The sequence below is a fragment of the Streptomyces sp. NPDC030245 genome, from assembly GCF_055572995.1.
In genome coordinates this window covers 1-22211 of record NZ_JBVICF010000008.1, presented here as the reverse complement: position 1 = coordinate 22211, position 22211 = coordinate 1, and the positions used below count along the sequence as shown (strand labels likewise).

Below are 22211 nucleotides of genomic sequence, written 5' to 3'. Positions count from 1 at the left end.
CGGACGTACGGCGTGGTGCGTACGGCGTGGTGCGTCATTCCGGCGCGGTGAGCCAGCGGTAGACCAGCTCCGGGCGGCCGACGTGACCGTACTGGGGGCTGCGGGCGGCGCGTGCCGTGTCGACCAGGTGTTCCAGGTAGCGGCGCGCGGTGATGCGGGACAGGCCCGCCGACCGGGCGGCCGCGGTGGCGGTCAGGCCGTCGGGGGCGTCCCGCAGGGTGCGGATGACGCGTTCGAGGGTCGGGCCGCTGAGGCCCTTCGGCAGGGCGGCGGGGCCCGGCGCGCGCAGGGTGGCGAGCGCGCGGTCCACCTCGTCCTGACCGGTGGCCTCGCCCTCCGCGGCGGCGGTGCGGAACTCCGCGTACCGGGTGAGGCGGTCGCGGAGGGTGGCGAAGGTGAAGGGCTTCAGTACGTACTGGACCACGCCGAGGGAGACGCCCTCGCGCACGACCGCCAGGTCCCGGGCCGACGTCACCGCGATGACGTCCGTGGGGTGGCCGGCGGCGCGCAGCGAGCGGGCCAGCTGGAGGCCGTGGCCGTCGGGCAGGTGCAGGTCAAGGAGGATCAGGTCGACCTGGGTGCGGTCGAGCGTGCGGCGGGCCTCGGCGGCGGAGTGGGCGGGGCGGTCGATGGCCTCGAAGCCGGGGACGCGGTTGACGTAGAGGACGTGGGCGTCGGCGGCGACGGGGTCGTCTTCGACGACGAGTACGCGGATCACTGGGCGCCTCCCTTGGCGCTGCTGTCACCCGGGGTCGGGCCGAGCGCGTCCTCGTCCACGCCACGGTCATCGCCCCCCGGCACCGGGGGCTGTGCCCACCCGTTCCGCCATGCGGAACGTTTGCCCACAGCGGGGGCGCCTGCGGCACGCTCGCCTACAGCGGGAACACCTGCGGCACGTGTGCCCGCAGCGGGAGCACCTGCGGCACGTGCGCCCACAGCGGCGGTGGCCCTGGTGCCCGCGGCAGGGCCAGCAGGACTGGCAGGTCCAGCAGAGGCGGCCGGGGCGGTAGAGGTGGCCGGGTCGGTAGAGGTGGCGGGCGTCGACCCTCGGGTCGTTGTCAGTGTTACCTCGAATTCCGCGCCCCCCTCCGGGGATTCCCGTACCGTCAGTGTGCCGCCGTTTCTTGTCACCGTCTGGTGGACCAAAGCCAGGCCGAGGCCGCGGCCCGTGGGGGCCTTCGTGGACCAGCCGCGTTCGAAGACCGCGTCGCGCTGCGCGGGGTCGACGCCGGGCCCCGTGTCCGAGACGCGCAGGAGGAGCCCCGCCGCGTCGGCCCGCGCCGTCACCGTGACGCGCGCGGCAGGGGACCCCTGCGCCGCGTCGACCGCGTTGTCGATGAGGTTGCCGAGGACCGTCACCAGGTCGCGGGCGGGCAGGGCCGACGGCAGCATGCCGTCGTCGATGCTGCTGTCGTCCGAGACGACCAGCTCCACCCCGTGCTCGTTGGCCTGCGCGGCCTTGCCGAGGAGCAGGGCCGCGAGGACGGGTTCGCTGACGGCGGCCACCACCTGGTCGGTGAGGGCCTGGGCCAGCTCCAGTTCGGCGGTGGCGAAGTCGACCGCCTCGTCGGCGCGGCCGAGCTCGATGAGGGACACCACCGTGTGGAGCCGGTTCGCGGCCTCGTGGGCCTGCGAGCGCAGCGCCTGTGTGAAGCCGCGCTCGGAGTCCAGCTCCCCGGTGAGCGCCTGGAGTTCGGTGTGGTCGCGCAGGGTGACCACCGTCCCGCGGCGCTCGCCGCCCGACACGGGGGAGGTGTTGACGACCACGACGCGGTCGGCGGTCAGGTGCAGTTCGTCGACCCGGGGCTCCGCCGCGAGCAGCGCGCCGGTCAGCGGGGCCGGCAGCCCGAGCTCGGCGACGTTCCGGCCGATCACCGGCTCGTCCCGCACCCCGAGCAGCTCACGCCCGCCGTCGTTGATGAGGGCGATGCGCCGCTGCCCGTCGAGCATCAGCAGCCCCTCGCGCACCGCGTGCAGCGCCGCCTCGTGGTAGTCGTGCATGCGGCTCAGCTCGGCGGCGTTCATGCCGTGCGTGCTGCGGCGCAGACGGGCGTTGATGACGTACGTACCGATGCCGCCGAGCACGAGGGCCGCCGCCGCGACCCCGAGCAGCGCGAGGAGCTGGCCGCGCGCCTTCTCGGTGATCTCCTCGATGGTGATGCCGGCGCTGACCAGGCCGACGATGCGGCCGTCCCCGTTCTCGGGGCCGTTCCAGATCGGCGTGACCACCCGTACCGACGGGCCCAGCGTCCCCGTGTACGTCTCCGCGAACGTCCTGCCGCGCAGCGCGTCCGCCCGGTGGCCGAGGAAGCGTTCGCCGATGCGGCGCTCGTCGGGGTGGGTCCAGCGGATGCCGCGCGGGTCCATGATCGTGACGAAGTCGACGCCGGTGTCCCGCTGCACCCGTGCCGCGTACGGCTGGAGCTCCCGCGTCGGGTCGCTGCCGCGGATGGCCTCCCGTACCGAGGGGGAGTCGGCGACCGCTCGTGCCGCCGCGGTCGCCTGGCGGCGCGCGCCCTCCTCGGCCTGGTGCTTGTCGCTCAGGTACGTGAAGAGCGCGCACCCGGCGACCACCACGGTGACCAGCACGATCTGCATCGCGAAGAGCTGGCCCGCCAGGCTGCGCGGCAGCCGGCGCGGGCGGGCGGGGCGGGTGCGGGACATGCTGCCAGTCTGCCCCTTCGTACAAGTGGTCGTATGCGCGGTCGTACACGCGGTCGTATAAGTGCGAACTAAATGAACGTAACCGTGACCGCCCTCACAGAGCGGGAGATAGTCACCGGGATCGCCCGGTGACAGCCACCGGGATCTCCCGGTGACAGTCGCCGGGATCTCCCGGTGACAGTCGCCGGGATCGCCCGGGACGGGGAGCCGGAACGCCCGGGACGGGAGCCGATCACCGGGACGTGAGCCGCACGCACCGCAGGCACCGCAACGCCGCCGTCGTCGTTCAAGGAGGGCCCCGTGACCAGCACGGCCGACCCACAAGCGCAGCCCGCCCCCAGGCGGGACCGCACGCACTACCTCTACATCGCCGTCATCGGTGCCGTGCTGCTCGGCATCGCCGTCGGCTTCATCTGGCCCGACTTCGCCAAGGAACTGAAGCCCGTCGGCACCGGCTTCGTGAACCTGATCAAGATGATGATCTCGCCGATCATCTTCTGCACGATCGTCCTCGGCGTCGGTTCGGTGCGCAAGGCCGCCAAGGTCGGCAAGGTGGGCGGGCTCGCGCTCGCCTACTTCATGGCGATGTCCGTCGTCGCGCTCGCGATCGGGCTGCTCGTCGGCAACATCCTGCACCCGGGCTCGGGCATGGACATCACCGAGTCCGAGAAGGGCGCGGGCCACGACGCCGCCGAAGAGGCGGACAAGGGGCTCGTCGACTTCGTGCTCGGCATCATCCCGAAGACGCTGGTCTCCGCCTTCACCCAGGGCGAGGTGCTCCAGACGCTGCTCGTCGCGCTGCTCGTGGGCTTCGCGCTCCAGGCCATGGGCCGCTCCGGCGAGCCGGTGCTGCGCGGCATCGAGCACATCCAGCGGCTGGTCTTCCGGGTGCTCGGCATGATCATGTGGGCCGCGCCGATCGGCGCGTTCGGCGCGATGGCGGCCGTCATCGGCGAGACGGGCGCCGACGCGCTCAAGGCGCTCGCCACGATCATGATCGGGTTCTACGTCACCTGCGCGCTGTTCATCGTGATCGTGCTCGGCACGCTGATGCGGCTCGTGACCGGGGTCAACCTCTTCAAGCTGCTCAAGTACCTGGGCCGCGAGTTCCTGCTCATCCTCTCGACCTCGTCGTCCGAGTCCGCGCTGCCGCGGCTCATCGCGAAGATGGAGCACCTGGGCGTCAGCCGCCCGGTCGTCGGCATCACGGTCCCGACGGGGTACTCCTTCAACCTCGACGGAACCATGATCTACCTGACCATGGCCTCGCTCTTCATCGCCGACGCCATGGACCAGCCGCTCGGCATCGGCGAGCAGATCTCGCTGCTGCTCTTCATGATGATCGCGTCCAAGGGCGCGGCGGGCGTCTCCGGTTCGGGCATCGCGGTCCTCGCGAGCGGCCTCCAGTCGCACAAGCCCGCGCTGGTCGACGGCGTCGGCCTGATCATCGGCGTCGACCGCTTCATGAGCGAGGCCCGCGCCCTCACCAACTTCGCGGGCAACGCGGTCGCCACGCTGCTGATCGGCACGTGGACCAAGGAGGTCGACAAGGAGCGGGTCGCGGCGGTACTCGCCGGACAACTCCCCTTCGACGAACGTACGTTGGTGGACGACGGGCACGGTCCGTCCACCGTCGACGACACCCGCGACACGGACCCGGACGCCGTACCGGAGCCGCGTGACGACGGCAAGCAGCCGGTGAAGGTGTAGCCAGCGGCCGCACGCCGCACGAAGGGGCCGCCGGGACGGGGCCGCCGGGCGCCGTCCGCGCCGTACGGGAGCTTCCTCCTCGTACGGCGCGGGCGGCGCTTTTGCGTGCGCGCTCAGACGGCCGAGCGGTCCTGGGGCAGCGCCGCGATGATCTCCCGTACCCGGTCCACCGGAACGCCCGCCGACATGAGTGCCGTCGAGGCGGCGGCGCGGCCCGCGTCCTCGGGGGGCAGGAGACCGTCGTTGACGGCTTCCATCAGGCCGAAGAGCTGCTGTTCGTGGACGTACGCGAGGGCGGCGGGCGGCAGGGGTGAGGTGAACGCGCCCTGGCCGAGGCCGAGTCGCAGGACGTTCACGCACTCCTCGCGGACCGGGGCGAGGCGCTGCCGGATGCCCTCCATCGCGACGCTGCGCTGGGCTAGGGCGACGAGCAGGCGGTAGCCGTCGGCGATCTCCCAGACGGCCACCATCGAGTGGGCGAGCGACTCGGCGGGGTCGTCCGAGCGTGCGCGCCCGGAGGCGTGGGCCGCGGCGACCGCCTCGACGGCGCCGTCGATGAGCGCGCCGATCAGCGCCTCGCGGCTGGGGAAGTGGCCGTACACGGTCCTGCGTACGACGCCTGCCGCGCGGGCGATCTGGTCCATGGAGGCGTCCGGATCGCGCAGCAGCTCGGCGAGCGCCACCTCCAGGATGCGGCGGCGGTTGGCGTCGGCTCGGCTCATGGGCTCCATTGTGCACGCGTCCGTTTTGCACACCAGTGTGCAGTGGCGTAAGTTGCACACTCGTGTGTAATTGCACAGTGCTGTGCAAGGTCACCGGCAAGCGCTACGAGTGTGACGAGCGCGACGAGCACGACGTATGTGGACAAGGAAGGGTGAGGCTTCGGTGGCTCTGCTCATGAAGCAACCGGTCGAGGAGATGAAGCAGCCGTACGCGCGCCGCTGGTGGGCGCTGCTGGTGCTCTGCCTGAGCCTGCTGATCATCGTGATGGCGAACACGGCGCTGACCGTCGCCGCCCCCGACATGACCAAGGACCTCGGGCTCTCCAGCTCCGACCTGCAATGGGTCATCGACGGCTACACCGTCCCGTACGCCGCGCTGATGCTGCTGCTCGGCGCGATAGGCGACAAGTACAGCCGGCGCGGCGCGCTCGTCCTCGGCCTCGTCGTCTTCGGCGCGGGGTCGGTCGCGGGCTCGCTCGTCGACAGCTCGGGCGGGGTCATCGCGGCCCGCGCGGTGATGGGCTTCGGCGCGGCGATGATCATGCCGGCCACGCTGTCGCTGCTCGCGGCGACGTTCCCGCGGGCGGAGCGGGCCAAGGCGATCGTGCTGTGGACCGCCACGGCGGGCCTCGCGATCGCGGCCGGGCCGCTCGTGGCGGGCGCGCTCCTGGAGGACCACGGCTGGGCGTCGACCTTCCTGATCAACGTGCCGGTGGTCGTCCTCGCGATCGTCGGCGCCTTCGTGCTCATCCCGCCGTCCAAGGCCGGGCACTCCAACCGGATCGACTACGTCGGCGGACTGCTCTCCGTCGTCTGGACCGGCGCGCTCGTCTACATGATCATCCAGGGTCCGCACTTCGGCTGGGACGCCAAGGCGATCTCGGCGGCCGTCGTCGCGGGCGTGGGCCTGCTCGCCTTCGTGGCCTGGGAGCTGCGCCACCCGCACCCGATCCTGAACGTCCGCCGCTTCCTCGACCGCCGCTTCGCGGGCTCGAACCTCGCGGTGGCGCTCTTCTTCCTCGCGGTCTTCGGCGCGTTCTACTACCTCACGCAGCACCTTCAGTTCGTCCTCGGCTACAACCCGCTGGAGACGGGCGTGCGCATGCTGCCGCTCGCGGGCGCGGTTTTCGTCGGCTCGGCGCTCACGGGCTATCTGACCCCGCGCATCGGCATGAAGATCACGGTGTCGGCGGGCATGGTCGCGGGTACGGTGGCGCTCGCGCTCCTGACGCGCGTCGACGCGTCCTCCGCGTACGGGGACTTCGTCGCCCCTCTCGTCATCCTGGGCCTGGCCATCGGCCTCGCCCTGTCGCCCTGCACCGACGCGATCATGGGGGCGTTCCCCGAGTCGGAGCTGGGCGTCGGCGGCGCCGTCAATGACACGTCCCTCGAACTCGGCGGCTCGCTCGGCATCGCCATCCTCGGCTCGGTGCTCGCCAGCTCCTACTCCTCGAAGCTGAGCGACGCGGCCGCCGCCTCCGGCACGAAGCTGCCCGACGGCACGCTGGAGACCGCGCAGGACTCGGTCGGCGCGGGGTACGCGGTCGCGCAGGGCATCGGCGACAAGGCGCACGAGGTCGCCGGGCAGGCCGCGAAGGCGACCTCGCCGGAGCAGGCGGCCCAGCTGAAGGGCCAGGCCGAGCAGCTCGCGCAGGGCGCGGGCAAGATGGCGGACGCGGTCGGCTCCGCGTTCTCCGACGCGGTGGCCCACACCAGCCTCGTCGGCGCGGCGATCCTCGGCGTCGGCACGGTCCTCGTGGCGGTGCTGCTGCCGAGGAAGTCCGCCTCGGCGGCGGCTGCGGATGCCCCGGAGAGCGCCGACGCGAATGAGGACGTACGGGAGCGGCAGCTTCAGCGGTAAGTGCGTGGAGTTTCAGTGATAGCGCCCCCGGCGCCGACGAGGTCGGCGTCGGGGGCGTTGTCGTAGTTCCCGCTACTGGCCGTTCGGCGTGCATGTGCGGCCGGCGTGCGCCACGAATGCGGACCAGGATGATGTGTGGAGGAGCAGGGCGGGGCCCTCGGGGTTCTTGGAGTCCCGTACGGCTATGTGGGGTGTGGCTGTCAGGTCGGCGACTTCCAGGCAGTTCTGGCCGGGGTCGCTGTAGGACGACTTGAACCACGCGTCCTCGCTGATCAGTTCGGCCGTGGGGCGGTGAGTCCTCATGGATTTACAGCTCTCGTTCTAGTCGGTGCAGGAAATCCGGTGTCTCCTCGGGCGGCAACGCCGATGCTGTCATGGCGTCGAACCGGCGGCTGAAGCGATCGACTTCGCGCGGTTTGCCCGAGGTGGAGACAGAGCCCCAAGCGCTGTCGGTCTGGACTCGCGGCGGGAGTGCGTTGCCGAAGTCGAGGAGTACGAAGTCGTTGGTCGAGCGGTAGCTCCTGCGGAAGGGCAGCACCTGGACGGTGACATGTTCCCAGCCCGCCAACTCCTCGATCCTCCCGTACTGTTCGCGCATCACGTCGGCATCACCCGCGAGGTGGCGCAGTGCTGCCTCGCCGAGGATGACGTGCAGCTTTACCGGGTGCTCCCGGGTGAGTACTTCCTGACGTCTCATCCGCAGCTCCACGCTACTTCGGATGAACTCGCTCGTGTACTCCTCGATCGGCTTGTGCGCCTCGTGCGTGGCGCGTGCGTAACGCTCGGTCTGAAGCAGGCCGTACACCACCGTCGGGTGGTACGCCTTCATGGCGCGTGCTTCTGGTTCCAGCCCGACGAAGCCAGGCATGCCCGCGGGCATGAGACCCCGGTACTGCGTCAACCAGTCCTGGTTGCTGGATTCCCGGTTGAGGTTGATCAGGGACTCGACGACGGCTTCGTCGGTGACGTTGTACTTCTCGAGCAGCTTCCGTAGGTCTCCTACGTTGCGGAAGTTCAGAGCGCCCGCCTCGATGCGCTGGAGCGAGGCTTCGGAGATGCGCAGGCCCTGCGCCGCTTGGCGGCGTGTGAGGCCGCCACCTCGGTCACCGAGTCCGCAGTTCTCACGCAACTGCCGCAGCTGTAGTCCGAGTTCGAGACGTTGTGCTGTCCGCCCGCGTTTGGCCGCCATGTGCACCGCCTATGTGTCGTCGTGCGAGTCGCCGGGTGACGTGCGTCGAGTCTGGCAGCAACTGTGCGGCTCGCGCGGCCCTTTGTGCAGATCTGCGCATAGTCCAATCTGTACCCGGCTGATTAATCAGTCGGGTTTCGATTGAAGTCACGAACAAGGCTCGGTCACGGTAGTCGGGCACCGCTCGTACCGGCCTGGGGCCCCACCCCATGCCGCCGAACAAGGGTTCCGCTCATGCCCGAACTCAAGGCTCCGCCCGCCCGCGACTGGTTCATGGGCTACCCCATGGCCCTCGCCACCGTCCGCCTCGCCCGTCGGCACGTCCGCCGTCGGCTCACGACCTGGGAGTGGGCCGGCGACATCGACGACGTCGTCCTCGTCGTCTCCGAACTGCTCGCCAACGCCGTGCGGCACGGCAGGATCCCCGGCCACCACGTGTGGCTGCGCCTTGCCGTGGAGGAGGGGAAGGGGCTCGTCGTCGAGGTCTAGGACCCGGTTCCCGTGTTCCCGGGCTTCGACGGGGGTGCCGCCGCGGCCCTCGACGAGGGCGAGAGCGGGCGCGGCCTGCTCGTGGTGCGGCAACTCACCGAGGAGCTCGGGTGGTTTCCGCGTACGGGAGTCGGCGAAACCGTACGCGCCAGGGTTGCCGAAGGGGCCCGGTAGCGACTGGACCGAAATCCGGCACCACAAAACCGTTGACACCACTCCAAGTGAAGTACTACGGTCTAACCACTTCAATCGGAGTACAACAAGCAACGTGGCTCGTCGCCACGGCAAGGCCAAGGAGCCGCATGCGAAAGCTCGTCTACTTCATTGCCGTCAGCCTCGATGGATTCATCGCGGGCCCCGACGGGTCCGACCCCACCGGCCCCGACGGCTTCTGGCCGGTCGGGCAGGACTACCTCCAGCACCTCGTGGAGGCGTATCCGGAGACGCTGCCGGACCCGGCGAGAAAGGCTCTCGGGATCACTGCCGAGGGCACCTGCTTCGACACGATCCTGGAAGGCCGCAAGACGTACATGATCGGCGTCGACGCCGGTCAGCCCAACTGCTATCCGCACCTGCGCCACCTCGTGTTCAGCCGCACCCTCACCGAGACCCTCGACCCCGGCGTCGAGCTGGTCGCCACCGACCCGGTCGAGAAGGTGCGGGAGCTGAAGCGCGAGGAGGGCAAGGACATCTGGCTGTGCGGCGGCGGGGAGCTCGCCGGGGCGCTGCGCGGCGAGATCGACCGCCTCGTCGTCAAGCTCGGCCCGCTGACGATGGGTTCGGGCACGCCCCTGTTCGCGCGGAACACCGCGTTCGACCCGGTGCATTACGAGCGGACGGACGCCGTGCTGCTCGACAGCGGCACGATATTCCTGACCTATGACAAGAAGGCCGGGGACGCCGCGTAGCGGCCGTGCGCGGGCGGTGCTTGTGCCCGTTGCCGTGCCCGCCGCGATGCCGGTGCGGCTCCCGCCCCCCGGGCGGCACGGCCCTGTCCGCCTACACGGCCGCCCTCGCCGTCAGGCGGTGGCCCTCGCCCGCCGCTGCGCGCAGGAGTACGTCGGTCAGTTCGTCGGGGGCGGAGAGCATCGGCCAGTGGCCCGTGGCCATGTCGAAGAACGTGGCGCGCGGGTCGGCCAGGTGCTGGACGAGTGGGAGGCCCGACGCGACCAGGGATTCGAGCGCGGCGATGTCCATCGTGCCGCCCGTGGTGCAGAAGATCCCGGTCGTGGGGAGGGCGGCCACCGCCTCCGAGATGCGCAGCTTCTGGGCGTACGGGCCGGCCGGCGCGGGTGAGGCGAGGCGCGCGAGCCGGTCGAGCGCGTCGTCGGGGACGCCCGCGAGGTTCCCGTGGGCCCGCCACTCGGCGAGAGTGGGCGCCGGGATCCGCCAGCCGTCCTCGGCCCGCTCCTGCTGGCTGAGCGTACGGTCGCGGGCCGGCCCGTCCGGCATCTGCTCGCGCACCTGGTCGATCATGGAGTAGCCGTCCTGCGGCATCGGCGAGTCCAGGTACACGAGCCGGGAGATCCGGTCCCGGCGCCGGTCGGCGGCGCCCGCGGACGGATAGATGCCGTAGCAGTAGCCGACGAGCACGACCTCGGGCGCGTCGACGTGGTCGATCAGCTGTGTCACGTCCTCGATGTGGGTGTCGAGGTCGATTCCGGGACCCGCCAGGTGGCGTCGGTCGCCGAGACCGGTGAGCGTCGCCGCGTGCACCTCGGCCCCGGCCGCCCGCAGCCCCGCGGTCACCTCCCGCCACAGCCAGCCCCCTGTGTATCCGCCCGACACCAGCACGAACGTCGTCATGAGTCCTCCTCCTATGCCTACGCCTACGCGACGGTCCGCGCGGCCCACCCGATCGGCCCGCCGCGCTCGCCGGTACGGTAGGAACTCCCCCTGAGGGAGGTTCAAGTCGTGTCGCCCGACGGAGAGTCACCCCGCGCCGCCGCCCCCGGCGCGGCCGTGGACGGCGGTGCGTCGCCGGACGGGATGCTGAGCATCGGACAACTCGCCGAGCAGGCAGGCGTCTCCGTCAAGACCGTCCGCTTCTACTCCGACCGCGGCCTGCTGCCCGAAGCCGCCCGCAGCGGCGGCGGCCACCGCCGCTACGGCCCCGACGCGCTCGACCGGCTCCGCCTCATCCGCTCCCTGCGCACCCTCGACCTGCCGGTCCCCGACGTGGGCCGGGTCCTCGACCGGGAGGACGCGCTGGCGGACGTCGTCGCGGGGCAGCTGCGGGAGGTGGGCTCCCAGTTGGCCGCCCTGCGCTGGCGGGAGGCGGCCTTGCGGCTCCTGACCGACTGCACCGCACGCGAACGCGCCGAGCGGCTGCGGCTGGTCGGGGCCCTCGCCGCGCCGCCCGGCACCGACGCGCTCGCCCGGTTCTGGCGGCACTGGCTTCCCGCCCGGCTCCCGGCCCGCGTCGTCACCGCCGTCGTCGACCAGGCGGTGCCGCCGCCGCCCGACAGCCCCACCCCGGAACAGGTCCTCGCCTTCGCCCGGCTCCAGGACTTCGTCACCACCCCCTGCTTCGTCTCCGGCCCCCGCGCCGGTACCGACTACGGGCAGCCCGAGGCGCACCTGCCCGGCAAGGGGTACCGCCCCGCCGTCCTCTACGAAGGCCTTCCCGAGGCGTACGGACTGGCCTCGGCGGAGCTGCGGGCGGGACGGGCCCCGCACGGGGGCGAGGCGCTCGACTGCTTCGTCGCCGTCCACGCCGCCACGCTGGGCCGGCGCGACACCGCGGACTTCCGCCGCGAGCTGCACCGCGTCCTCGCCGCCGAACCCCGCATCGACCTCTACTGGCAGCTCACCGCCGAGATCCTGAGCCCGCCCCCGGGCCCGCCGGAGCCGACGCCCGGAGCCGCCGACAACTGGCTCCGGGCGGCGCTGGCCGCGACAGCATCGGACCCGGACCACGGCCGTCCCTGACCACGGCCGTCCCTGACTACGGCTGCCCCTGACCACGGCCGTCCCTGACTACGGCCGCGTCCACACCGCGACGTAGTCGACCGCCATCGCATGGCCCGGTCGCGTCGCGGACGTCGGCGTCGCACGGCCCGCCACGCCGTCCGGGAAACCGCCGCCCATCGCCACGTTCAGCAGGAGGAAGTACCCCTGGTGAGACGTCATGTCGGTCCACGTCTTCGTCGAGAAGCGGTCCTGGCTCAGGGTGTGGTACCGCTGCCCGTCGACGTACCAGCGCAGCTGATTGGGCGTCACCGAGCGGTCCCACTCGAAGCGGTACGTGTGGAAGGCCGACTGACAGGCGGCGCCGGGGCAGGGGCGGCTTGCGCCCAGGCCCTGCGTCTCGTTGCAGTCGCCGCCCGGGTTGACGCCGCAATGCAGCACGCCCCACACGGAGTTGATGCCGTTCACGTTCTCCATGACGTCGAACTCGCCGATGGACGGCCAGTTCTGGTAGTTGCCGCGGTAAGGCGAGCCCAGCGCCCAGAACGCCGGCCAGTATCCGAGCGCTGCGTCCCCCGTGACGTCCGGCATCCGGATGCGGCCCTCGATGGCCAGCGTGCCGCCCGCCGGAGCCTTGAAGTCGCTGCGCCGCGTCTCGATCCGCGCGGACGTCCACTTGCCCGCCGCGTCCTTGCGCGGGGTGATCCGCAGGTTGCCCGCGCCGTCGAGGCTGAGGTTGTCCCGCGAGTTCGTGTACTCCTGGATCTCGCCGGTGCCCCAGTTGGGCGGCCCGCCCGGGTAGTTGTGGCCGAAGTCGACCTGCCACTTCTTCGCGGAGGGCGCACTGCCCGCGGGGCCGTTGAAGTCGTCGCTCCACTTCAGCGACCAGCCGGGCGCGGGCGGCGGCACGTCGCCGCTGGCCGTCCCGGGCGTCAGCAGCGCCCCGAGCAGGCCGACGGCGGCGAGCCCGGCCAGGAGAGGGGTCCTGCGCGTCGGGCGGGGCGTGCGAGCGGTGTGAGTAGTGGGGGCTGCGGGGACCGTGCTCATCGGGCACCTCCGTGGTGGGGGGCGGGGAGTGTGACGGTGAACTGTGACGGTGATCGGTGATCCGTGGAGCGTGAGAGCGCTCTCAGGACTGTGCTGCTGGTTTTGTAGTTGTGGGCGCGCCGCGCGTCAATGGCCGTGGTGCGTCAACTTTCCGAACACGTACGGTGGTTGGGTGAAAGTCGACTTCTGGTTCGACCCCGTGTGTCCGTACACCTGGATCACCTCGCGCTGGCTGCGCGAGGTGGAGGGAGTGCGGGACATCGACGTCCGCTGGCGGGTGATGAGCCTCGCCGTGCTCAACGAACGCCTCGCCGTCGACCCGGAGGACCCGGAAGGGATGTACGGGGAGTACATGAAGGCGCCGGGACGTGTCTGCGCGGCGGTCCGTGAGCGGCACGGGAACGAGGCGCTCGGGCGGTACTTCGACGCGCTCGGCGAGCGGATCCACGAGCGGCAGGACTGGGCGGGCGTGGAGGCCGCGCTCGCCGCCGCGGGCCTTCCGGCGGACCTCGCCTCCGTGGCGATGACCACGGAGTACGACGCCGCGGTACGGGCCTCGCACGAGGCGGGCGTCGCCCTCGTGGGCGGTGACGTCGGCACACCGCTGCTCTCCGTCGACGGCGTGGGCGCGCTCTTCGGGCCTGTCGTGTCCCCGGCCCCGCGGGGCGCGGCGGCCGGCCGGCTGTGGGACGGCGTGGTGCTGATGGCCGGGGTGGAGTCCTTTCACGAGTTCAAGCGAGCCTCCGGGGCAGTCGACTTCGGCTGAGCCTCCCGCGCACGCCACACTTACCTTTCGGTGCGTACCTGACTAATTAGTCGGTACTTGTGGGGAGTTGGCGCTCGGCCAACGATGGTGGGCATGACCAGCCACTCCCTCCCTCCTGTCGCCGTCCTCGGGCTCGGCTCCATGGGTCAGGCCCTCGCCGGTGCCTTCCTCGACGCCGGCCACCCCACCACCATCTGGAACCGCTCCGGCGGCAAGGGTGACGCCCTCGTCGCCCGGGGCGCCGTCCGCGCCGCCACCCCCGGGCAGGCGGTCCGCGCCGCCGAGGTGGTCGTCGTCTGCGTCGTCGACTACGACGCCGCGCGGGCCGTCCTCGACCGGGCCGCCGAGACCTGCCCGGCCGGCTCCTCGTGAACCTCACCTCCGACACCCCGGAGCGCGCCCGCGAGACCGCCGCCTGGGCCGGGGCGCTCGGCGTCGACTACCTCGACGGCGCGGTCATGGTGCCCGCACCGGTGATCGGCACACCGGAGGCGCTGCTCTTCCACAGCGGCACGCGATCCGCGTACGAGAAGTACGAGCCCACGCTCAAGGCCCTGGGCGGGCGGACCGTCCACGTCGGCGAGGACCACGGGCTCGCGGCCGTCCACGACCTGTCCGTCCTGGACTTCTTCTGGACGGCGATGTACGGCCTCGTGCACGGCTTCGCCCTCGCGGCCACGGAGGGCGTGTCGGCGGCCACCGTCGCCCCCTACATGAAGACCATCGGCGCCCTCCTCGCGAGCGTCATCGACGAGACGGCCGGTGAGCTCGACTCGGGGAAGCACCCCGGCGACCTCGACAACCTCACCGTGGAGGCGGCGAACGTGCGGCACCTCGTGCGCGCCGCCGAGCACCGCGGCCTGGACGCGGCCGCTCTGCGCGGCGTCCTCACGGCGGCCGACAGGTCGATCGGCCTCGGGCACGGCGCCGACAACTGGTCCTCGATCGTCGAGGGCATCCGCGACCCCGCCTGACTCACCGCTGGCCTTGACGCCCACGTCAAGGATTACGGTCGGGGCATGCGAATCGGCGAGCTCGCGGCGCGCGCGGGGACGACCACGCGGACGCTGCGCTACTACGAGTCCCGCGGGCTGCTGCCCGCACGGCGCACGGGCAACGGGTACCGGACGTACGACGAGGACGACGTGCGGCTCCTTGAGCAGATCAGGACCTTGCAGGACTTCGGGTTCGATCTGGAGGAGACCAGGCCCTTCGTGGAGTGTCTGCGCTCCGGCCACCCGGAGGGCGACTCCTGCCCGGCGTCGCTCGCCGTCTACCGCCGCAAGCTCACCGAACTCGACGCGCTGATAGGCGAGTTGACCGCGGTGCGGGAGCAGGTGGGGGCGCAGCTCGTACGCGCCGAGGCGGCGCTCGAAGACGGACCCGAGCCGCGGTGCGAACTGACCGGATGAGGAGAGTGGTGGCAGTGAGGGCAGCAGGTGTGGCCGAGGTGACGGACGCGGATTTCGCGGGGGAGGTGCTGCGCGAGGCGGACCGGCCGGTGCTCGTGGAGTTCACGGCGGACTGGTGCGGGCCGTGCCGGCAGCTGGCGCCGGTGCTGAGCGAGATCGCGCGGGAGGAGGCGGACCGGATCAAGATCCTCCAGCTGGACGTGGACCGGAGCCCCGAGACCGCCATCGCCTACAAGGTGCTCTCGGCGCCGACCATGATCGTGTTCCGTGGCGGTGAGCCCGTGCTTCAGATGGTGGGCGCACGGGCCAAGCGGAAGCTGCTCGCCGAGCTGGCCGCCGTGCTCTGAGCGGCGGAGCCCCCGGGCTCGAACCCCGGGGCCCGCAAGAGAAATGCCCCGGACGAATTGACGTCCGGGGCATTTCTCTGCGTATATTGGATTCTTTCGCGAAGCTCTTGCCATTTGTGCATGACGGCTTCACGAGAATCTTTATACGAGCACTGTAACTGGCGAGGGGCTGAATTGTCAACCGAGGAATTGCGTGAAGAGCAGCAATTCGTCTCCGGGCTGTACGCACGCCTGGACGCGCTGCGCGAGGAGGCCGAGACCGCCGTGCAGGCTTCGTTGTCGCAGGTGGGCACCGGTCTCCAGGCGCGTCTTGAGCGTGACGTGCTGGTGGCGGAGCAGTCCGGACTGCTCGCCGCCTTCGACGCGGGGGAGAACGGTCTCTGCTTCGGGCGGCTCGAATTCAGGGACGGCCGCGACCATCACATCGGACGCATCGGAATCCGCGCGTCCGACACCGAACGCACCCCGCTCGTGATCGACTGGCGTGCCGATGTCGCGCGCCCCTTCTATCTCGCGACGGGCCACACCCCGATGGGTCTGCGCAGGCGCAGGCACATCACCACCGAGGGCCGCGAGGTCACGGCTCTGCACGACGAGATCCTCGACCTCGGCGACACCACCCGCACCGGCCACGAGAGCGCCGACGCCGACGAGGTGCTCCTCGCCGCGCTCGACTCCGCGCGCACCGGCCGCATGCACGACATCGTGCAGACCATCCAGGCCGAGCAGGACCGCATCATCCGCGCCCCGCACCGCGGCGTCCTCGTCGTCGAGGGCGGCCCCGGCACCGGCAAGACGGTCGTGGCGCTGCACCGGGCCGCGTTCCTGCTCTACGCCCACCGGGAGCTGCTCGCCAAGCGGGCCGTGCTGATCGTCGGGCCGAACCCGGCGTTCCTCGGCTACATCGGCGAGGTGCTGCCCGCGCTCGGCGAGACCGGCGTGCTCCTCTCGACGGTCGGCGAGCTCTTCCCCGGCGTGACCGCGACCGGCACGGACAGCCCCGAGGCGGCCGAGGTGAAGGGCCGCGCGGAGATGGCGGACGTCCTCGCCGCGGCCGTACGGGACCGGCAGCGCACCCCTGAGCCGGGGGAGCCGATGGTCATCGAGCACGACGACGGCGACCTGATCCTGGACTGGACCATCGCCGACCAGGCCCGCGAGGCGGCCCGCGCCGCCGACGTGCCGCACAACCTCGGCCGGCCGCACTTCGCGTTCCGGATCATCGACGCGCTGACCGCGCAGCTCGCCGAGCGCATCGGCCACGACCCGTACGGCGGGCCGAACTTCCTCGGCCCCGACGACATCGCCCAGCTCGGCAAGGGCGTCGCGGCCAGCGCCGAGGTGCACGCGGCCATCGAGGAGCTGTGGCCGACGCTCACCCCGCAGCGCTTCCTCGCCGAATACCTGGAGGACCCGACGGGTCTCTCCGAGCAGGACGCCGCCGCCGTCCGCAGGCCCTACGACGCGCCCTGGACCACCGCCGACGTCCCGCTGCTCGACGAGGCCGCCGAACTGCTCGGGCACGACGACAGCGCCGAGCGGGCGGCCGCCGAGGCGGAGCGGGAGAAGCAGATCGCGTACGCGCAGGGCGTGCTCGACGTCTCGCGCGCCTCCCGGACGTACGAGTTCGAGGACAAGGACGAGGACGACGCCGAGGTCCTGCTCGCGCACAACATCATCGACGCGGAGCGGATGGCCGAGCGCCAGGAGGAGGCCGACCACCGCAGTGCCGCCGAGCGCGCCGCCGCCGACCGCACCTGGGCGTTCGGGCACATCATCGTCGACGAGGCGCAGGAGCTGTCCGCGATGGCCTGGCGGCTGCTCATGCGGCGCTGCCCGACCCGCTCCATGACGCTCGTCGGCGACCCGGCGCAGACCGCGGAGGCGGGCGGCTGCGGCTCGTGGGAGTCCATCCTCGCGCCGTACGTCGAGGACCGCTGGGAGTACACCCGGCTCGGCGTCAACTACCGCACGCCCGTGGAGATCATGGAGGTGGCGGCCGAGGTGCCGCGCGCGGAGCGGCCCGACTTCCGGCCGCCGAGCTCCGTCCGGTCCACGGGCGTACGCCCCTGGGCGCGCCGGACCGACGACCTCGCCGCGGCCGTGGCCGACGCGGTGGCCGCACAGGCGCGCGACGAGGGCCGCCTCGCGGTGATCGCCCAGCGCGACCTGCACGCGGAGCTGGCCGCGCGGCTGCCCGGGGTGACGGCCGGAGCGGCCCCGGACCTGACGCGGCCGGTCGTCCTGATCGACCCGCGGCAGGCGAAGGGCCTGGAGTTCGACACGGTCCTGGTCGTCGAGCCCGCGCGGTACGGCACGAGCGACCTCTATGTGGCCCTGACCCGCGCCACGCAGCGCCTCGGCGTGCTCTTCACCGAGGAGCTGCCCGTGGCGCTCAAGGGGCTCTGAGGGGGAGCGGGCGGGTCACACCGGCCGCAGCCACACCGTGGCGAGCGGCGGCAGGGTCAGGCGCAGGGACGCCGGGCGGCCGTGGGACGGCACGGGGTCCGGCTTGAGGGGGTCGGGGCTGGTGACGCCCCCGCCGCCGAACCGGGCCTCGTCCGTGTTCAGGACCTCCTGCCAGGCGCCGAACCCGTCCGGCACGCCGAGCCGGTAGGCGTGCCGCACGACGGGTGAGAAGTGGGAGACGGCGAGGAGCGGGGTGCCGTCCCCGTCCTCCGCCGGATACCGCAGGAAGGCGAAGACGTTGTCCTCGGCGGCGTCGCCGTCCACCCAGGCGAAGCCGCCGGGGTCCGTGTCGCGCTGCCACAGGGCGCCCTCGCGGCGGTAGACGGTGTTCAGCTCGCGGACGAGGTCGCGCACGCCCCGGTGGTCGGGTTCGGCGCCGTACGCCGGGTCGAGCAGCCACCAGTCCGGGCCGTGCGTCTCCGACCACTCGGCGCCCTGCGCGAACTCCTGGCCCATGAAGAGGAGTTGCTTGCCCGGGTGGGCCCACATGAAGCCCAGGTAGGCGCGCTGGGTGGCCCGCTGCTGCCACCAGTCGCCCGGCATCTTCGACACCAGCGACCGCTTGCCGTGCACGACTTCGTCGTGCGAGATGGGCAGGACGTAGTTCTCGCTGTAGGCGTACACCATCGAGAACGTCATTTCGTTGTGGTGGTACTTGCGGTGCACCGGCTCCTTGGAGACGTAGCCGAGGGAGTCGTGCATCCAGCCCATGTTCCACTTCAGGCCGAAGCCGAGACCGCCGAAGCCGCCGGGGCCCTGGTGGTGGGTGGCCCGCGTCACGCCGTCCCAGGCCGTGGACTCCTCGGCGATGGTGACGACGCCGGGGCAGCGGCGGTAGACGGTGGCGTTCATCTCCTGGAGGAAGGCGACGGCGTCGAGGTTCTCGCGGCCGCCGTGCGCGTTCGGCGTCCACTCGCCCTCCTCGCGCGAGTAGTCCAGGTAGAGCATCGAGGCCACCGCGTCGACCCGCAGTCCGTCGATGTGGAACTCCTCGCACCAGTAAGTGGCGTTCGCCACCAGGAAGTTGCGCACCTCCCTGCGGCCGTAGTCGAACTCCAGGGTCCCCCAGTCGGGGTGCGCGGACCGGGCCGGGTCCTCGTGCTCGTACAGCGGCCGGCCGTCGAACTCGGCGAGCGCCCAGTCGTCCCGCGGGAAGTGCGCGGGCACCCAGTCCATCAGGACGCCGATCCCGGCCCGGTGCAGCGCGTCGACCAGGAACTTGAAGTCGTCGGGCGTGCCGAGGCGGGCGGTCGGCGCGTAGAAGCCGGTGACCTGGTAGCCCCAGGAGCCGCCGAAGGGGTGCTCGGCCACGGGCATCAGCTCGACGTGCGTGAAGCCGAGGTCCGCGACGTACGCGGGCAACTGCTCGGCGAGCTGACGGTATGTCAGGCCGGGGCGCCAGGAGGCGAGATGCACCTCGTACACCGAGAAGGGTGCCTCGTGCGCCGGTACGACCGCTCGGCGCGCCAGCCACTCCTGGTCGTGCCACTCGTGGTGCGACTCGTGCACGACCGAGGAGTTGGCGGGCGGTGCCTCCGTGCGGCGCGCGAGCGGGTCGGCGCGCAGGGTGGTCGAGCCGTCGGGCCGGGTGATCTCGAACTTGTACAGCTCGCCCTCGCCGACGGACGGCACGAACAGCTCCCAGACGCCGGTCCCGCCGAGCGAGCGCATCGGGAAGCCGGTGCCGTCCCAGAAGTTGAAGCCGCCGACGATCCGCACGCCCCGGGCGTTGGGCGCCCACACCGTGAACCGGGTGCCGGTCGCGCCCTGGTGGATCATCGGCCGCGCGCCGAGAGCGGTCCACAGCTGTTCGTGGCGCCCCTCGCCGATCAGGTGCAGGTCGAACTCGCCGAGCGAGGGAAGGAAGGAGTACGCGTCATGTATCTCCAGCTCCGTGTCCTCGTAGGTGATGTGGAGCCGGTAGCCGTCCGGCACGGCCCGCAGCGGAAGGACCGCGGAGAAGAAGCCGTCGCCGTCGTCGCGCAGCTCGGCGCGGATGTCCTCCGCGACCACGGCGACCGCCTTGGCGTACGGGCGCAGCGCCCGGAAGGCGATCCCGCCGGGCACGGGGTGGGCGCCCAGGACGCCGTGCGGGTCGTGGTGGGTACCGCTCAGGAGCCGCTCCCGGTCGCTCGCGGAGACGGGCGACTCGGTGACGGGCGGCGGCGCCGCGTCGGGTGCGGTCACCGCCCTGGCCGCGCCCTCGGCCTGCGGCCGCGCCGCGGGTCCGGCCGTCGCTCCGCCGCCCTTCGCCGGTGCTTTCGCCGCCGCCTTCCTGGTGCCTTTGGCGCTCTTGGTGCTCTTCGCGTGCTGGTCGTCGGACGCTTTGCGGGGGCGCGGGGTCACGGGAGAGGCCTCCTCCGGAGGAGTGGTCAGTGGGCGTCGTCGGCGGGGCCGTCCTGGGCGAGGCGGCGGACCGCGGCCATCGGGACCGGCAGCCAGTCGGGGCGGTGACGGGCCTCGTAGAGGACTTCGTAGACCGCCTTGTCGGTCTCGTGGGCGCGCAGCAGCACGGGGTCCATGCGCGGGTCGCGGCCCGAGACCTCCGCGTATCCCGAGCAGTACGCGGCCCGGCACTCGTCGGCCCACTCGGGGGACCATGTGCCGTGGGAGGCCGCGTAGTCGAAGGAGCGCAGCATGCCCGCCACGTCGCGGACCGGCGGCTGCGGCAGGCGGCGCTCGGCGAGCGGCCGCGCGGGCTCGCCCTCGAAGTCTATGAGCGACCACTCGCCGTCGGGGGAGCGCAGGCACTGCCCCAGGTGCAGGTCGCCGTGGACGCGCTGGGCCGTCCACTGCTGGCCCTCGCCGCCCAGGTCGGCCAGCGCCTCGAAGGCGGTGAGCAGACCGGGGGCGTAGGGGCGCAGGGCGGGGACGGCCTGCGCGGCCGCGGTGAGCCGCTCCGCCATGGCGTCCGCCGCCGCCTCGACCTGCGCGCGGCCCAGGGTGACGGTGGGCAGCGCGGTCGCGAGCGCCGCGTGCACCTCCGCCGTGGCGCGACCGAGGGCCCGCGCCTCACCGGTGAAGGTCTCGCCCTTGTCGCGCATCCGCAGGGCCAGCTCCCAGCCGTCCTCGGCGCCGGCGAGGTACGGCTGGAGCACCCCGAGGCCGCAGCGGTCGGCGTCGTCGGCGCCGGCGCCGGCCGACAGGTCGGCGAGGAACCAGGCGGCGGGCGCGGGCACCCGTGCGCAGCCCTCGCGGGCGAGGTGCAGCGGCAGCTCCAGGTCGGGGTTGACGCCGGGCACCACGCGGCGGAAGAGCTTGAGGATGAACGTATCTCCATAGATGAGTGAGGAGTTTGACTGCTCGGTGGCGAGCAGCCGCGGGACGAGCCCGGAGGGGATCTCGGTGCTCATGTCGCGTTCGAAACGGAGGACGCCCTGCCGGCCCGGCATGCGCAGCCGCTCCAGGAGCAGCTCGGTGAGGTGCCGGTCGTGCAGCGCCTCGTACACCGTGGCTCCGGCGAGGGGGCCCTCGGTGGCGTGGCCGATCAGGGCGGGCGCCAGGTGCGGCGGCAGGATGCGGCGCACGCCGAGCAGCAACTGGTAGCAGTCGGCGGGCCGTTCGGCGCCGGCGCCGTCGAGTGCGGCGCCCTGCGCGGGAATGATCGGCTGGCGGACCCGCAGGAGCAGATGGAGCAGCCCTGACGGCGAGCCGTGCGGCAGGAGTTCGGTCGCCGTCACCGCTTCCAGGGCGCTGATCGGGCGCCCCTTCCCGGCGAACCACCGCTGCCGTGGCAGCCACTCGCGCAGCAGCGGGTCGAGCGAGGCGAGCAGCGCGGTGGCGTGTGCGGTGGGGCGGATGGCGGCTTCCGACATGGCGTCGCGTCCTTTCCGCGTCGCGGACGAGGCAGGGTGCGGGAGTGCCGGTGGTGCGCGGGGGGAGTGCCGGTCGTTGCGTAGGAGTGCCCAGGGCGGGGCGGTGGAAACCGCCCCGCGAGGGCGTCGCGCTGCCGGAGCCTACGCCGGTTCCTTGCGCAACCGGAACCAGTAGAACCCGTGTCCCGCCAGTGTCAGCAGGTACGGGAGCTCACCGATGGCCGGAAAGCGCACCCCGCCGATCAGCTCCACGGGATGGCGTCCCGCGAAGGTCTGGAGATCCAGTTCGGTGGGTTGCGCGAAGCGCGAGAAGTTGTGCACGCACAGCACGAGGTCGTCCCCGTCGTCGCCGGTCGACGGGGCCTCCCGCAGGAAGGCGAGGACCGCCGGGTTGGTCGAGGGGAGCTCGGTGTAGGAGCCGAGCCCGAACGCCGGGTTCTGCTTGCGGATCTCGATCATGCGGCGGGTCCAGTGGAGCAGGGAGGAGGGGGAGGACATGGAGGCTTCGACGTTGGTGACCTGGTAGCCGTAGACGGGGTCCATGATCGTGGGGAGGTAGAGGCGGCCGGGGTCGCAGGAGGAGAAGCCGGCGTTGCGGTCGGGGGTCCACTGCATGGGGGTGCGGACGGCGTCGCGGTCGCCGAGCCAGATGTTGTCGCCCATGCCGATCTCGTCGCCGTAGTAGAGGATCGGGGAGCCGGGCAGGGAGAGGAGGAGGGCGGTGAAGAGTTCGATCTGGTTGCGGTCGTTGTCCAGGAGGGGGGCGAGGCGGCGGCGGATGCCGATGTTGGCGCGCATGCGGGGGTCTTT

The 22211-nt window shown here is 71.9% G+C and carries 18 protein-coding genes and 2 pseudogenes; 10 read left to right on the top strand and 10 right to left on the bottom strand.

Going from position 1 to position 22211, the window contains the following annotated elements; translation table 11 throughout:
• Positions 1 to 34: 34 nt before the first annotated feature.
• Both ACZ4Z4_RS21735 and ACZ4Z4_RS21730 read right to left on the bottom strand, forming a co-directional pair.
• Positions 35 to 718, bottom strand: a complete 684-nt coding sequence (locus ACZ4Z4_RS21735) for a response regulator (protein ID WP_468329530.1) — start codon at positions 716 to 718, stop codon at positions 35 to 37.
• On the bottom strand, positions 715 to 2664 hold the full coding sequence (locus ACZ4Z4_RS21730; protein WP_468329527.1) for a sensor histidine kinase: 1950 nt from the start codon (positions 2662 to 2664) through the stop codon (positions 715 to 717). Before ACZ4Z4_RS21730 ends, ACZ4Z4_RS21735 begins: the two co-directional genes overlap by 4 nt.
• Before the next feature lie 300 nt (positions 2665 to 2964).
• On the opposite strand from ACZ4Z4_RS21730, the gene ACZ4Z4_RS21725 reads away from it, so the two are divergent.
• Positions 2965 to 4374, top strand: coding sequence for a cation:dicarboxylate symporter family transporter (locus tag ACZ4Z4_RS21725; RefSeq protein ID WP_468329524.1), 1410 nt, complete (start codon positions 2965 to 2967; stop codon positions 4372 to 4374).
• A gap of 113 nt (positions 4375 to 4487) precedes the next feature.
• Here ACZ4Z4_RS21725 and ACZ4Z4_RS21720 read toward each other — a convergent pair whose 3' ends face one another.
• Positions 4488 to 5096: a TetR/AcrR family transcriptional regulator gene (locus ACZ4Z4_RS21720; protein ID WP_468329521.1), complete on the bottom strand. Its 609-nt coding sequence runs from the start codon at positions 5094 to 5096 to the stop codon at positions 4488 to 4490.
• A gap of 175 nt (positions 5097 to 5271) precedes the next feature.
• Between ACZ4Z4_RS21720 and ACZ4Z4_RS21715 the strand changes: the two genes are divergently transcribed.
• The gene (locus ACZ4Z4_RS21715) at positions 5272 to 6957 is read left to right on the top strand and encodes an MFS transporter (protein WP_468329518.1); all 1686 of its coding nucleotides are present in this window, start codon (positions 5272 to 5274) and stop codon (positions 6955 to 6957) included.
• Between the two features lie 72 nt (positions 6958 to 7029).
• On the opposite strand, the gene ACZ4Z4_RS21710 is transcribed toward ACZ4Z4_RS21715, so the two are convergent.
• Together ACZ4Z4_RS21710 and ACZ4Z4_RS21705 are read right to left on the bottom strand one after the other, a co-directional pair.
• The gene (locus ACZ4Z4_RS21710; protein WP_468329515.1) at positions 7030 to 7260 is read right to left on the bottom strand and encodes a DUF397 domain-containing protein; all 231 of its coding nucleotides are present in this window, start codon (positions 7258 to 7260) and stop codon (positions 7030 to 7032) included.
• 4 nt (positions 7261 to 7264) lie between these two features.
• On the bottom strand, positions 7265 to 8146 hold the full coding sequence (locus tag ACZ4Z4_RS21705) for a helix-turn-helix domain-containing protein (RefSeq protein ID WP_468329512.1): 882 nt from the start codon (positions 8144 to 8146) through the stop codon (positions 7265 to 7267).
• Between the two features lie 234 nt (positions 8147 to 8380).
• Between ACZ4Z4_RS21705 and ACZ4Z4_RS21700 the strand changes: the two genes are divergently transcribed.
• Both ACZ4Z4_RS21700 and ACZ4Z4_RS21695 read left to right on the top strand, forming a co-directional pair.
• The gene (locus ACZ4Z4_RS21700; protein WP_468329509.1) at positions 8381 to 8635 is read left to right on the top strand and encodes an ATP-binding protein; all 255 of its coding nucleotides are present in this window, start codon (positions 8381 to 8383) and stop codon (positions 8633 to 8635) included.
• A gap of 302 nt (positions 8636 to 8937) precedes the next feature.
• The gene (locus ACZ4Z4_RS21695; RefSeq protein WP_468329506.1) at positions 8938 to 9543 is read left to right on the top strand and encodes a dihydrofolate reductase family protein; all 606 of its coding nucleotides are present in this window, start codon (positions 8938 to 8940) and stop codon (positions 9541 to 9543) included.
• Between the two features lie 91 nt (positions 9544 to 9634).
• On the opposite strand, the gene ACZ4Z4_RS21690 is transcribed toward ACZ4Z4_RS21695, so the two are convergent.
• Positions 9635 to 10441, bottom strand: coding sequence for an alpha/beta fold hydrolase (locus ACZ4Z4_RS21690; RefSeq protein WP_468329503.1), 807 nt, complete (start codon positions 10439 to 10441; stop codon positions 9635 to 9637).
• A 183-nt stretch (positions 10442 to 10624) separates the two neighbouring features.
• Between ACZ4Z4_RS21690 and ACZ4Z4_RS21685 the strand changes: the two genes are divergently transcribed.
• Positions 10625 to 11566 (top strand): MerR family transcriptional regulator, encoded by a 942-nt coding sequence (locus tag ACZ4Z4_RS21685; RefSeq protein WP_468330429.1) that lies wholly within the window; start codon positions 10625 to 10627, stop codon positions 11564 to 11566.
• Between the two features lie 54 nt (positions 11567 to 11620).
• On the opposite strand, the pseudogene ACZ4Z4_RS21680 reads toward ACZ4Z4_RS21685, so the two are convergent.
• Positions 11621 to 12592: pseudogene (locus ACZ4Z4_RS21680) on the bottom strand (glycoside hydrolase family 16 protein); the annotation flags it as partial.
• 172 nt (positions 12593 to 12764) lie between these two features.
• On the opposite strand from ACZ4Z4_RS21680, the gene ACZ4Z4_RS21675 reads away from it, so the two are divergent.
• The 5 genes and pseudogenes from ACZ4Z4_RS21675 (at position 12765) to ACZ4Z4_RS21655 (ending at position 17526) form a co-directional block, all read left to right on the top strand.
• Positions 12765 to 13358, top strand: a complete 594-nt coding sequence (locus ACZ4Z4_RS21675) for a mycothiol-dependent nitroreductase Rv2466c family protein (protein ID WP_468329500.1) — start codon at positions 12765 to 12767, stop codon at positions 13356 to 13358.
• A gap of 84 nt (positions 13359 to 13442) precedes the next feature.
• A pseudogene (locus tag ACZ4Z4_RS21670) lies at positions 13443 to 14332 on the top strand (NAD(P)-dependent oxidoreductase).
• A gap of 45 nt (positions 14333 to 14377) precedes the next feature.
• Entirely contained in the window at positions 14378 to 14770 is a 393-nt protein-coding gene (locus tag ACZ4Z4_RS21665) for a MerR family transcriptional regulator (RefSeq protein ID WP_468329497.1), read from the top strand.
• Positions 14767 to 15117, top strand: coding sequence for a thioredoxin family protein (locus tag ACZ4Z4_RS21660; protein ID WP_468329494.1), 351 nt, complete (start codon positions 14767 to 14769; stop codon positions 15115 to 15117). Before ACZ4Z4_RS21665 ends, ACZ4Z4_RS21660 begins: the two co-directional genes overlap by 4 nt.
• Before the next feature lie 174 nt (positions 15118 to 15291).
• Positions 15292 to 17526 carry a HelD family protein gene (locus tag ACZ4Z4_RS21655; RefSeq protein ID WP_468329491.1) on the top strand — a complete coding sequence of 745 codons (2235 nt, stop codon included), beginning with the start codon at positions 15292 to 15294 and terminating at the stop codon, positions 17524 to 17526.
• Between the two features lie 15 nt (positions 17527 to 17541).
• On the opposite strand, the gene glgB is transcribed toward ACZ4Z4_RS21655, so the two are convergent.
• From glgB to ACZ4Z4_RS21640, 3 genes are all read right to left on the bottom strand, one after another.
• Entirely contained in the window at positions 17542 to 19932 is a 2391-nt protein-coding gene (glgB, locus tag ACZ4Z4_RS21650) for a 1,4-alpha-glucan branching enzyme (protein ID WP_468329488.1), read from the bottom strand.
• Positions 19933 to 19958: 26 nt separating this feature from the next.
• A complete protein-coding gene (locus tag ACZ4Z4_RS21645; protein WP_468329485.1) occupies positions 19959 to 21401 on the bottom strand; it encodes a maltokinase N-terminal cap-like domain-containing protein in 1443 nt (480 codons plus the stop codon).
• A gap of 141 nt (positions 21402 to 21542) precedes the next feature.
• Positions 21543 to 22211, bottom strand: a 669-nt coding sequence (locus ACZ4Z4_RS21640; protein WP_468329482.1) for an alpha-glucosidase C-terminal domain-containing protein, incomplete at its 5' end; no start/stop codon positions are given.